Source organism: Metabacillus herbersteinensis (genome assembly GCF_042433335.1).
GTDB lineage: Bacteria > Bacillota > Bacilli > Bacillales > Bacillaceae > Metabacillus > Metabacillus herbersteinensis.
Window position 1 is genome coordinate 1 of record NZ_JBHLVO010000053.1, and the last position, 12,724, is coordinate 12,724.

The 12,724-nt window shown below is 34.3% G+C and carries 10 protein-coding genes, 4 pseudogenes and 1 riboswitch; of the genes and pseudogenes, 8 read left to right on the plus strand and 6 right to left on the minus strand.

Annotated elements, in window-relative coordinates:
• Nucleotides 1–374 precede the first annotated feature (374 nt).
• A complete protein-coding gene (locus tag ACFFIX_RS26870; protein WP_378939613.1) occupies nucleotides 375–650 on the plus strand; it encodes a hypothetical protein in 276 nt (91 codons plus the stop codon).
• 160 nt (nucleotides 651–810) lie between these two features.
• On the opposite strand, the gene ACFFIX_RS26875 is transcribed toward ACFFIX_RS26870, so the two are convergent.
• The 4 genes and pseudogenes from ACFFIX_RS26875 to ACFFIX_RS26890 all read right to left on the minus strand — a co-directional run.
• On the minus strand, nucleotides 811–1,239 hold the full coding sequence (locus ACFFIX_RS26875) for a thioredoxin family protein (RefSeq protein WP_378939615.1): 429 nt from the start codon (nucleotides 1,237–1,239) through the stop codon (nucleotides 811–813).
• A 40-nt stretch (nucleotides 1,240–1,279) separates the two neighbouring features.
• Nucleotides 1,280–2,215 (minus strand): magnesium transporter CorA family protein, encoded by a 936-nt coding sequence (locus tag ACFFIX_RS26880; protein ID WP_378939617.1) that lies wholly within the window; start codon nucleotides 2,213–2,215, stop codon nucleotides 1,280–1,282.
• A 333-nt stretch (nucleotides 2,216–2,548) separates the two neighbouring features.
• Nucleotides 2,549–2,717, minus strand: a riboswitch (M-box (ykoK) riboswitch).
• Nucleotides 2,718–3,017: 300 nt separating this feature from the next.
• Nucleotides 3,018–3,959: a magnesium/cobalt transporter CorA gene (gene corA / locus ACFFIX_RS26885; RefSeq protein WP_378939619.1), complete on the minus strand. Its 942-nt coding sequence runs from the start codon at nucleotides 3,957–3,959 to the stop codon at nucleotides 3,018–3,020.
• Between the two features lie 250 nt (nucleotides 3,960–4,209).
• Nucleotides 4,210–4,281 (minus strand): annotated as a pseudogene (locus tag ACFFIX_RS26890) (helix-turn-helix domain-containing protein); the annotation flags it as partial.
• A 28-nt stretch (nucleotides 4,282–4,309) separates the two neighbouring features.
• Here ACFFIX_RS26890 and ACFFIX_RS26895 point away from each other — a divergent pair.
• The 6 genes and pseudogenes from ACFFIX_RS26895 (at nucleotide 4,310) to ACFFIX_RS26920 (ending at nucleotide 9,924) form a co-directional block, all read left to right on the plus strand.
• Nucleotides 4,310–4,819 carry an amidase domain-containing protein gene (locus ACFFIX_RS26895; RefSeq protein ID WP_378939629.1) on the plus strand — a complete coding sequence of 170 codons (510 nt, stop codon included), beginning with the start codon at nucleotides 4,310–4,312 and terminating at the stop codon, nucleotides 4,817–4,819.
• Nucleotides 4,820–4,906: 87 nt separating this feature from the next.
• Nucleotides 4,907–5,287, plus strand: a complete 381-nt coding sequence (locus ACFFIX_RS26900) for a hypothetical protein (protein ID WP_378939621.1) — start codon at nucleotides 4,907–4,909, stop codon at nucleotides 5,285–5,287.
• 188 nt (nucleotides 5,288–5,475) lie between these two features.
• Nucleotides 5,476–5,673 (plus strand): annotated as a pseudogene (locus tag ACFFIX_RS26905) (Tn3 family transposase); the annotation flags it as partial.
• Nucleotides 5,674–5,808: 135 nt separating this feature from the next.
• Nucleotides 5,809–7,239 carry an IS4 family transposase gene (locus tag ACFFIX_RS26910; RefSeq protein WP_378939630.1) on the plus strand — a complete coding sequence of 477 codons (1,431 nt, stop codon included), beginning with the start codon at nucleotides 5,809–5,811 and terminating at the stop codon, nucleotides 7,237–7,239.
• 131 nt (nucleotides 7,240–7,370) lie between these two features.
• Nucleotides 7,371–8,332: pseudogene (locus ACFFIX_RS26915) on the plus strand (IS110 family RNA-guided transposase); the annotation flags it as partial.
• A 773-nt stretch (nucleotides 8,333–9,105) separates the two neighbouring features.
• Nucleotides 9,106–9,924 (plus strand): GDSL-type esterase/lipase family protein, encoded by an 819-nt coding sequence (locus ACFFIX_RS26920; protein ID WP_378939623.1) that lies wholly within the window; start codon nucleotides 9,106–9,108, stop codon nucleotides 9,922–9,924.
• Between the two features lie 503 nt (nucleotides 9,925–10,427).
• On the opposite strand, the gene ACFFIX_RS26925 is transcribed toward ACFFIX_RS26920, so the two are convergent.
• A complete protein-coding gene (locus ACFFIX_RS26925; protein ID WP_378939625.1) occupies nucleotides 10,428–10,742 on the minus strand; it encodes a hypothetical protein in 315 nt (104 codons plus the stop codon).
• A gap of 405 nt (nucleotides 10,743–11,147) precedes the next feature.
• Between ACFFIX_RS26925 and ACFFIX_RS26930 the strand changes: the two are divergent.
• A pseudogene (locus tag ACFFIX_RS26930) lies at nucleotides 11,148–11,264 on the plus strand (GlsB/YeaQ/YmgE family stress response membrane protein); the annotation flags it as partial.
• A gap of 772 nt (nucleotides 11,265–12,036) precedes the next feature.
• Here the strand turns inward: ACFFIX_RS26930 and ACFFIX_RS26935 are convergent.
• Nucleotides 12,037–12,207 (minus strand): hypothetical protein, encoded by a 171-nt coding sequence (locus tag ACFFIX_RS26935; protein ID WP_378939627.1) that lies wholly within the window; start codon nucleotides 12,205–12,207, stop codon nucleotides 12,037–12,039.
• Nucleotides 12,208–12,724: the final 517 nt, after the last annotated feature.

Consider the following 12,724-nt stretch of genomic DNA (forward strand, 5'->3'; position numbering starts at 1 on the left):
CAGAACATTGGAAGGTTATTTGACATGTCTAAATTTAGTATAGCATGAGATATTTTAAATTTTTATTGAAAAATATTGACAAACTATTAGCTGGTTTAAAGGAATAACTAAAATAGGACCTTATCAAAAAAAACACTTATTCTACTTAAACTCCGTTACTTGAAGAAAGAACACATAAATTTTTTGATATACTCTTTTCACATTTTATAAATCCTAATTAAGTCCTTTACAAAACGATTTTTACTTTCCTTCCCAATTGTATATGAATAAATGTATAAAAAATTGGTTCAATTTTTATATTTATAGCTAATGACCGGTTGTATTCTAGCTTAAAAGGAATATAATATTAATGAACCTTGATTCGGAGGGAAAAAATGGAATACGACCTGTATTTACAGGATAAAGATCTATTTAAGGAAATTATTTGGGATCCTCATATCGAACAAATTGTCATATGGAAATATGGAGAATGGTCTACTTTTTCATCATTCGATTATGAGAAGAGAATTAAAGAGGAACAACCAATATTTATAGTGAATTTAAAGGATTTTTATTTAGAAATTGATCTTTCCTATAATTCAGTTGATCATCTTATTATTAAAATTGAAGATATATTAAATGGAAGAATTGATAAAGAAAGTAATTATTGATTAATAGATTTAGCTCCGCATAAGAAAAAAGCCAAATTTCTATAAATTCAAGAAATTTGATTTTTCCTTTTGACACGTATATTTATTACATTTTCAGTGGTTCAATGCATTTAAAGATATAGAAACATCTTATTTTGAATGATAATTATTTGTTTCAGACTCATTGATACCCTTGAAAAATGGCGTTGACTTTTTCTTCATCCCAATCTGTTTCCAGTCTGGATACTTCTTTACCGCCTTTAAAAACAATTAGAGTTGGAGTCGATTTAATTTTATAGGTTTCATTAAAATCCGGATTAAATTTAACATTGGCTTTTACCCATTTTTGCCTAGATTCTGTTGCACTAGAAACAACCATTTTTTCATTTTTTTTACACTGGGAGCAGTCTGGGGTATAAAAATATACAAATAATAGCTCTTCTTGCTTAATTGCTTCAGCCAATTGTTCAGTTTTAAGCTCGCTTACTTGCTGTCCTGATGCCGATTCATGGTTCCCAAGATTATATAGATACCAACTACTTACTAATCCCATTACCAGGACAATCCCCATTAGCAGGTAATAAAACCATTCTTTGTTTTTTATCTTCATTACTGTCTCTCCCTTACTCTGGCTTAAGGTTACAAAACAATTAAAAGTATTTCTTTCTCCAGAACAAGAGTGTGGTTACGATCGTAATAGTTGCCGACATAATCATAATGATACCAAATGCCTTCGGATTATCCTGAAATGGCAGTGCAACGTTCATACCATAGTAGGTTCCGATTACCATAGGCATCGTAATAATGATTGTAATTGCGGTTAGTAATTTTACAATATGGTTCACGTTGTTAGAAATAACGGAACCAAAACCGTTCATAATGTTTCCTAGAATTGCAGTATACATCTCTGTCATTTTGATTGCCTGTTTAATTTCGATTCTTACATCTTCAAGTAATTCCTTGTCCTCTTCATACATTTCAAGATAATTTCCGCTTAAAAGTCTTATGTTCACCAAACTGTTTGTTTCCAATGAAGTTGAAAAATAAACAAGGCTTTTTTGCAATTCAAGCAAGGACAATATTTCATTGTTTTTCATTGATTGCCGTAAGGATGTTTCGAGAGTTTCCATTTGCTTGTTAATTTTCTTCAAATACTGCAAATAATAAAGTGAAGTAGTGGACAGAATCTGCAAAACGAAACGCGTTCTCATGTGAGTGTAAAAGTTTTTCACCTTGCCTCGGATGAACTCATTGATAACTGCCGTTTCTTCCAGACAAACAGTTAGGAAATAATTTTCCATAACCAAAATGCCCAACGGAACCGTAGTGTAGACTTCCTTCGAGCCTTCCTTCGTTAAGATTGGGATGTCAACAAACAGCATAACTCGGTTTCCATCCTTATCAATACGCCCGATTTCTTCTTCATCAAGGGCATCCTGAAGAAATTCAAGGTCGATATCTAACTCATTCACCAAACGCTGCTTTTCCTGTTCGGAAGGATTAGTAAGATGTATCCAGCACCCTTTTTCAAATTGATTAATTTCATTTATTTTTCCAGCAATTTCTGTTTTAAAAATTTTTAACATGGTTTCTCTCCCTTTCGCAAAGTAATTAATAAAAACTTTTTCCGTAATCAGAGTGAGCTGCGAAAGTTAAGGCGACCTTGTTACGCTGGCAAATTAAACCATCATACTTAAATACACTCGTCCTGACGAGATGTATCAATAGAAAAGTATGGGGAACATGCAGAAGCGCCGCAAGAATCACAGTCTCTCTGTACAGTATTTTGATTCCAATGACATATTCGACAACTCGGTTCCGGACTACTATCCATTTGCATGTTCCCCCCCCCTTTCAAAGTAAAAACCCTCTAGATATATTCCTAGAGGGTTAGATAAGCATACCAAAAAAGCACTTTATCTTCTCCCCCATAGTCGAGCTTTGGCACTATACAACGTAAAGGATAATTCCTTAGCTACCTTAAGAAAAGCCTTAATTCGGCAGTTCCTGTTCTACCCATTGGCATCTTTCGATATTTCCGGGCAGTAGCCTATGTTTGTATAGGAGCCTCACCTAACGAGGATGTATATTGACATTGATATCGTACACCTGCCATTTTGAATAGTCAATAATAAATTTTTAACCCTCAAAATATTATATTCATACACTAAGATATAGCATAGACTAAAGGCTATCTTTATAACTTTGTTTAATGGTATTAAAAAGGTGTTATGAATAGTTTAATCTGTGTTTCTTTCTTGGAAAAACAAATTTTTTGAAACCTTTCTGATTAACAATAAAATCAAAACACATTTCACCAAGCTTCTTACATACATTTTAAAAACCGATGTTACTTTTAAAAGATACATCGGTTTTTTACAAATAAATTTATTTAAACCATCCTTTCCCCCATAACCATAGTAACATACCAGAACCTACTCCAACCATAACCCCTAGTACGCCAAAATAGCCCCAACGCCAAGTAAGTTCAGGCATATATTCAAAATTCATACCATAGATACTTGCAATAAATGTTAAGGGAATAAATATAGATGTCATAACAGTTAATGTCTTCATAATCGTATTCATTCGATTTGAATTTAATGAAATGTAGCTGTCTCTTATATCATTCGTCATTTCTAGATTCGACTCAATCATTTCGGAAAGTTTCAACAAATGATCGTAAATATCCATAAAGTAAACTCGCTCTTCTTTGGGTATTATCAGCCTCTCCGAATTTAAAATTCTATACAGTAATTCTCTCATTGGAAATATGGTTCTACGTGATTTGAGTAACTGACTTTTAATCTTAAATACACTTTCGATTAAGTCTTGATTCGCCTCTTTTGTTTCAAGTTCGTTTAAATTATCTTCAATTTTATATAGGTTAGGGAAATATTCATCTACAATTTTATCCATTAATAAATAAAAAATGTACATAGCCCCTTTTTTAAGAACATTATCCTCTTTTATTAATCTCTCTTGAACCATCTGAATTTCAATTGATGACGAAAGGTGAAAAGTTACAATAAAGTTTTTCCCAACAAATACATCTACCTCTTCAGGTGTAAGCGTAGTTTGGTTTAATCTATGTAGAACAAAAAAATCATATTCTCCATAATAATCAAGTTTTGGACGTTGCAAAAAATGCAAACAGTCTTCAATAGCAAGTGGGTGAAAGTCAAAATGAGATTTTAGCAACTTTGCTTCTTCATCTGTAGGAATATCAAAATCAACCCAAAACCATCCAACGTCAGTATTAGATAAATGCTCCAATGGAACATTCTTTTTTAACTTAAAATCGTTTGTCACTACAAAAGTACGAATCATTTGCAACCATCGCCTTTACATAATTAAATTAATGTTTTCAATAGAGTATTTTGCATTTGATACAAAGATAATATTCCACAAGACATACATTAAAATTAATCGAACTATCAGAAACCATAGATTCGGATAAGGGGTTATTAAACTAAACTCCGTTTACTTTAACTTCACAATCTCTATTTAGTAACATAATATCGAGATTAACTTCCGAGTGATATTCAATTATCTGGCTCTTTAATGGAATAAGAAACGATTATTGTTTCTCTTCCGACAGCTTTTTATATAATGAAGCCCTAGACACATTTGTAATTTCACAAATCATTGCTACTGTTTATTCAAATGGGTATGATAATATCAAGGCAAGGGATTACGCCTATAAATGGTGGGATGGAAGAAACCCTGCCTATGATTACTATGCCTATAAAGCAGGTTGCAGCATTTATGATAAGAGTTGTTGGAGCAAGTGGAACGATTGCGCGAACTTCGTTTCACAAGCCTTATATAACGGTGGCATGAAAATGAGGTACGGATCATCTTACACTTCATCAGCGTCTTGGAGCTATGGTGTTGTGCCGTCATATACTTGGGGTGGCGCACATAATTTCTATACCCACTGGAAGGCACGGGCAGGCGTAGCGAGTTCGGTTTCAGCGTTGCAAACGGGTGATGCTGTAAATGCTGATTTCACAGGTGATGGCAGTATTGACCATACAGCCCTCATTACGAAGAATACGGGTTCATACAGCAGCAATAAATATTTAACGCAACATACAACTGATAGAAAAGAGACAACAACTTTAGCAAATTGGTATAATAGTGGCTATAAAGTATATGGTTATGAAATGGACAAAGCATCAAATTAATCATTTAGAAGATTTAAAAGCGCAAACTGTGAGTTTGCGCTTTTGGTTAAAATAGTAAAGAAGTTTATGGAGAAAGGGGGATATGAGGTGAACAGAAAATGGGTTATCACAAGCGTGGTTTTAATTAGCATTGTACTAATAGCAATTTTTATTTATTTTAATCAGATGCGTTATCCAGCCCTTCCGGCAGATGTAGAATCCACCCCGAAAGAAGCTGTGCAGAAGTTGAATGAATCGGATCAACCATTAGTGCAGATTTCAAAAGACGATGAGGCAACATGGTACATCATGAAGAATTCGGAAGACGTCAATAAACAGATTCAAGATTTAATCAGCAGCAAAGGTTGGATTTTTAAAGAGATAGACGGTAATAGTCTATTTTTTGAAAAAGACGATGATACATTAATCGTAAGCACAGAAATGTGGACCAAAAAGTATCGCCTTGTTAAAGTCCCTGCTCATTTTTGAGATGACTAAAAAAAAATCACTAAAAATGAAAAGCCGGAGATTTCCTCATCGTAGGAGACATCCGGCTTTTTGTGTTGAAATTTGCCCTTTTATACGCTCAGTCATCTTCCAGGTACAGGTCATCGAGTTTCGCTCCGACTTCCTGCAGGTTCGGCGTGGTGTAGATCATCGTCGTTTTCGGATCATCGTATATCAATACACTCATGATTCAATCTGTATTATCAGAAAAGCAGTGGCAGGATATGATGACACCTGAAGACTTAAGAGCATTAAGTCCACTTATATATAGCCATGTAAATCCTTATGGTATCTTTAAATTGGATATGATGGAGAGAATCCCAATCGAAGAAAGGCAATCAGAAATAGAAAACACTTCGCATATTTAACTTTATTCCTTATTGCGGGTAGTGACAGCTTCGCTGGTACTACCCCATGCCCATCAAGCTAAGGCAAATAATTAACCCCCTACACGAAAAAAGCGCTATCCTTTCTGTAATATGATGGAAAGGATGGTGTTTTTTATGTGCCGAGATGTTTCAGATGAACTGAACCTCTTTTCGCTGGAATTACAACAATCTTTGTCTCCTCATGTACTCAAACAATTGGCCAAAGAGGTAGGTTTTGTTCAAAGAACTAGTAAGTATCAAGCTAAAGATTTAGTGGCGTTGTGCGTGTGGTTAAGCCAAAAGGTAGCGAATACTTCCTTGACTCAGCTATGTAGCTGTCTAGAATCTTCAACGGGTGTATTAATGAGTCCAGAAGGACTCAATCAGCGATTTAATCCTTCGGCTGTCAGGCTCCTACAAAACGTATTCACTTCCTTGCTTACTCAGAAGATGCAAACTTCTCAGGCTATTTCTCATCGTTATGCTTCTCAATTTCAGCGTATACGAATTTTGGATTCTACTACTTTTCAACTTCCAGATGTTTTTGCCTCTACCTATCAAGGATCTGGCGGGAGTAGCCATACAGCTGGCGTGAAGATCCAATTGGAATACGATCTTCTCAGTGGCCAATTCTTGCATGTTCACTCTGGCCCAGGTAAAAAAAATGATCGAACCTACGGTTCCACTTGCTTACAAACGGTCCAAACAGGTGACTTATGTTTACGCGACTTAGGATATTTTGACTTGGAAGATCTCCATCAAATGGATGAGAAAGGAGCGTATTATATCTCTCGCTTAAAATTAAACACTCGAATTTATCAGAAGAATCCTAATCCAGAATATTTTAAGGATGGGAGAATGCAAAAACAGTCGGAGTATATTCAATTAGACATGGAAGATCTCATGTTACAGCTTCAACCAGGACAAACCCACGAAATTCACAAAGCCTATATCGGATTGTATCAAAAGCTTCCAACTCGAGTGGTCCTGCATCGATTGACAGAAGAACAAACACGGAAACGTTGGGGAAACCAGGCGTTGAAAGAGAAGAAGAAGGGCATTGTCATGAAAGAACGAAGTAAGCGTTTAAGTGCGATGAACGTTTATATTTCTAATCTTCCGGCGGAAGAAGTCCCGACGGGACACATTCACGATCTTTACTCCCTGCGTTGGCAGATTGAATTGCTGTTTAAAACATGGAAATCCTTTTTTAAAATTGACCATTGTAAAGAAATCAAACGAGAGCGATTAGAATGCCATCTCTATGGCCAATTGATTGGCATCCTTCTTTGTTCTTCCACTATGTTTCAAATGCGGCAATTACTCCTCGATAAGAAGAAAAGGGAACTTAGTGAGTACAAAGCGATTTATATTATCAAGGATTACTTTCCTCTTCTATTTCAGGCGATACAAAAAAGCACCCAAGAATTATCAAAGATCCTGCTTCGCCTATTTATCCTCCTACAGAAAAACGCGCGAAAATCCCACCGTTATGAGAAAAAGACAGTCTTTGATATTTTGGGTGTTGTCTACCATTATACAATGTGTCACAAGAAAGCAGCATAGCGTTAAAAAATGACTTGTTTAAGGTTTATTTGGCATGCCTTTATATCAGTTGCATAGACGACTGGCTTGTGGAAACAGCTCAACTCAAATATTTTTAGGTATTAGCTTGATGGGCATGTGGTAGGACCCCTTATAAAGCAAAAAGTTCTAGTTTACGAAAGGTAAAAACAGATATCATGGATCCCCAATCACCTCTGCGAGCTGTATTATAAAAGGATTTAGAGCCTTATAAAAAGCGTGGTATCCAACTTATGAACTTACGTCATCTTACGAGACAGCACGATAATATTAGAGGCATGTTTGTACAAACCTAACTACAATTTCAGGAAGTTTTGGATCAAGTTTTTCCTGAATATAGTAAGGTTTTTGGAGACTTATATTCGGATGTTTCTTTAAAAATATTACAAGCATTTCCTACTTCAGAAGAGGTCTTGAAAGCTGATACTGAAACATTAGCAATTAAAATAAAAGAATTCTGTAACACTCGTTCACTACAATGGGCAAACAAACAGGCTGAAAAGCTAATTACTGCCGCAGCTCAAAACCCTTTTCAGAAGACTTTATACTCTAGTCTTGCCCTAAGCTTAGATATGGATATTAATATGCTCTTTGAACACAAAAAACATCTATCCATGCTTGAAAATGAGATAGATGCTTTAGCAAAAAGTATTGAAGAATCTAAGATTATCCGATCAATTCCCGGTATTGGTGAAAAGATCGCAGCCACGATTATTTCTGAAGTTGGGGAAATTGAAAGGTTTAATCACCCTAAGAAACTAGTGGCATTTGCCGGTCTTGATCCAAGTGTCTTTGAATCTGCATTCAAAGGTACTTACAATCGAATTTCCAAAAGAAGCTCTAGCAGACTACGACAAGCTTTGTATATGGCTGTTAAATGTGCTATTCGTGACTGTCGCAAACAGAAAACAACGATGAAATCCTTCCTCGTAATAAGAGATTACGAGCGTTTTATGATAAGAAACGGGAAGAAGGAAAACCTTTTAGAGTAGCTGTGATAGCTTGTGCAAACAAACTCTTACATTGGATTTATGCACTTTTAACAAACAAAACTTCTTTCCAAGATTTATCCTGATTTAACAATTTAACCAAGCAAACCAAAACTTTCCAAACATAGTATTTGGGAGGTTATTTGGCATACTCATTTTTAGTATATCATGTAAGTTTTAAACTTTTTATTGAAAAATGTTGACAACTATTGGCTGGTTTGCGGAAGATTGAAAAATTTAAAAGAGCATCAAAATTAATCTTTAGTTATTGTGCTAATGCACCAGTTAAATAAATCTTGGTTAAGATAAGTCCTTACAAATCATCAATAAGTTACCATCGGGGTCTTTAAACACAAAATAAACCCTAAATGTTTACATTAGATGATTTCCTTTTCCTTTTATAAATTGATCTCAATCTCATTCGCTAAATTACCTCTTTAGGATAAAGTTTACCGTTATTTAAGATAAGGTTCTATGCAATGTATATCTAAATGAGGTTTTTAATGATGATGGATGAATTGTGAATCAATTAATCGCCGCGATTACCTGAAAGATGTTTCCTTTCGTCGCAGACGATCTAAGCATGGCAACGGTTAGACGACGAAAGGCAGACAACAACAGTAACCACGATCTGGGGCTGTAATCATACAGCTGGTGTGAAAATTCAATTAGAGTACGATTTATTGGGCGGTCAATTTTTTGCATGTCCATAAAGGACCTGGAACACATAAAGATATCGAACAAAACACCAGATACCTGAGAAATGATAGTTTATTGCACGCTTTTTTTGGGAAATACAGTCCTGAATATTTCTTTTGGTTTTCCTGGTTATAATAAGGATAATCAAGGAGTGGAAAATATGAAAATTATTAAATATTTTTTTGTTTTTGTATTGATCATTAGCGTTAGTATTTCTACGTGGTTTTATTATCCTCAATACCAAATTCAAAAAATGAAAAAACACGTTATTGAAGTGAGTACGGAAGCTACTAAAGTTTCTTATATAGATTATTTTCGAAACACTGTAGGAACTCAAATTTATCATCTAGCAATAGGCGATTCTATCATTCGCGGAGTAGGTGCCCAACAGAATGAAGATCTAGTCTCCCAATTTTCTACCAGATTAGGAAAACAAATTCATAAAAAGATCCAATTCCAAAATGAAGGTATAAATGGAATTACAAGCAGTGAATTAAAGGAGTTGGTTCAAGAGGGCAGGTTTGACGAGGAAATTAAGAAGTCGGACATTGTAACGATTAATGTTGGCGGCAATGATATTCTTCGGATAGCAAAGGGACGGGACTTCCATAGCATACTCCAAACATTTGATCAATTGCAATCAACCTTTTCGAAAAATCTGTCAGACATAACGGCGAGAATTAAAATGTTAAATTCCAACGCCACCATCGTATTCTTAGAATTGTATAATCCATTGTCTCCAGATGATCAAGTGTATCCCCTTGCTGATAAATTACTACCAAACTGGAATCTGAAAATTTATGAGGTTGCCAATCAATACTCATCCTCCATTGTAGTAGAAACGACGAAGGTTATTAACAGGGAAAACCTACAAAACTTATCACCCGATAGTGTCCATCCAAATTCGGTGGGTTATATGGCAATTTCAAAGCAAATTATTTATCAATTTAAGCATCAATATAGAAAAAAGGCGGTTTAAAACGAAGGAGACCTATCTCCTTCGTTTTTTATACCTTACATATCACGGTAGCAAGCTACATTCTAACATTGAGTTATGTAGGATTCGAGTTAGGCAATTGTAATTCTTTATAGGGTCTCTATTTATCAACGACACTTTTCTACTTTCCATCATAACGATAATTACAGTTAGGTTTACTACCAGTATTAAACCTTAGTGAAGATATCAAAAACGATTAATTTAAATTAATTGTCACATTCAGAATTGAGTGTTATTAATGCTTGGGATTGGTTTTTTCGCCCTTTGTCGTAAAAGTTTATTGTTGATATATGAACATGGGATTTTCTTTAGTGACACTCTATATACATTTTTTGTTTTTTGGGTGGCTTAAACGTTTGGATATATAAATTAAGATGAAAAAAACAACAAAAAAACCTGAAGATTTCCAGGTTTTTTTATCCATCTGTAATAGCTAGCAAGAGATTAAAGAGACTATTCCCTTTTAGTGGAACCAGCCATCTGAATTACTCGTCTTTTCTATTTTCATCATCTATATCTTCTGGATCTTCTATTGGATCTTCTGGATCTGCATCTGCATCTTTTTCATCATCATTTAACATGTTATCATTTTCATCAACGCCAGGAATGTTTTCTTCACCTTCGATTATATCATCGGCGTTGTTATCATTATTATTTGCTCCATTGCCATTGTTTGCTCCATTTTCATCAGCACCATTGTTATCATCTGGCGGTGCTGGATCTGGATTTAAATCACATCCTACTGAAACCATTGCAGCTAATAAAATACTTGTGATCATGAGAAACCATTTTTTATTCATGTTATTCCCCTTTCTTAATTTATGTATGACCTTTTAGGTCTTTACTTATCGTCCCCCATATTGATGAAATTATGAGTGATTTTTCCAAAATGAAATAAAATCTAAGAGAAGACTTTTCATAATAACTCACTTAATTAATAAAAATGTAGTTTACATAAAGTAAAAATGAAGATACCTCCCAATTAATATTAGAAGGTATCTCCGAAAGGTGCATGAATAAAAAATGGTTTCTTTCTGTAATTAGATTGTTCATTTTCTATTAAAATTCTCAGGTATCGTCAGTAAAAATAAAAATTTGCCACGTTAAACATAAAAATCCTTTAAAAACTAATAATGTCAATAATATTTCTTATTTTTAATGACCTACGTATAGCTTACATCCTTTTGGGTAAAAAGAAATAGGAAATTCAAGGAATTATTGGCTGGATAGCAAGCCTAATAACAGGTCGTGATATTCCAGGAGGTATTATCGGAAATATTATTGCTGGTTCTATTGGAGCATGGTTAAGAACACTTGTCTTATATACTGATTTTCTGATGGGGGCAAAATCAATGGATGCTTTGAAGATGCTTTGGAATACAATAAGGGCAACTATTCCAGTCACAGAGTATTTCGTGGATACAGGGGTCCCCTAGAGGCTAGACGCCTTTTAGGTATCTAACCTTATAAGTAGGTTATAAGAATTAATTTTATTCTCTTTGTTAGATACAGGAGTTCTTTTACTTTCTGAAAGATTATTCATGCTGAATAGTTTCATTTTTTTGCTGTTTCTTCTGTTCTTCTACAATCAATATTCAATCCTTTTACCAACGAAGTCCCAGGTATGTCCCAATCAGGGACACAACAACAACCTTGTTGATCTTTATTCCCCCCTTATTTATCATAAAACTATTAATTGGACACTACTGTAAAATCTAATCCATTCCAACAACTGCCAATAATGTCCCAACAATTAATAATATCAAAAACATTAAAGCCTTACCTATCTTCACTCAATAATAACCTCCATCCCTTATTTTTTTTCACTCACTCCTCAACTTCCTAACATATCCATTTTATCATTAACAGATAACATATTCCCTGTACATTAATATTTATTATTTATATTTCTTAAAGAGCAGAGCAAGGGGACGAACTCACAGATGCCAGTACTAGTAGTTCTACTGTTGAGAATGTGGTATTCCAATTACTTACATTTCAAATTCTAATATAGTAGGTAAGGGTGTACAAAGTGAGTAAAAAAGTCTAAAAAGGCAACCTGAATACGAGAAAAACAGGTTGCCTTTTTTACAATTAACTTATCTGATTCCAAATCCGATCCAGATTTAAGGGGACATGTATTTTATCTCCTTGTATTTCCCTATGTATAATAGGAGTTTCAAAGTATTGATCCAAATTTTCTCTTTCTTTTTTTAACCTTGCTCTCTGTTTTACTCCATACAAATTTCCTCCAGAAGATTTCATAAGTTCTTACTCCTTTTATCTTTTATTAAAAATAACAGAATTTATTATAATATAACTGTTTTGGTGCGATCTCAGTAGCAGATTGTTTGATTGCTTCTTGAGCTAAAGTTAGATCAGATGAAGACTTTTCAGGTCATTAGTAGATCTCCTTTTTAATCTTTGGAATAAGCTACTTCTATATATTGACCTAACTCGTATTATTTATTATCAATGTAAACTTCCTATAATTAACAATTTCTTACTTAAATATTATTACATTAAAGACTTCTAGATTTTGCTTACGAAAAAACAAATAATGCGTAAAAAAACCTTAGGGAATAGAAGGTTTTTACGCATTTATAATAAATCATGATTTCAGCTGATAAAGTGCCTGAGTAACTTGTCCATTTGAACGGTTAACCGTTTCAATAAACCTTCCCTTATAAATGCTAGCATAAGAATGTACATAAATGATTGCTTAAGGATGTACAGATTCGGTGACATACCTTCATAATATTCTAGAGGTGAATATTATGTA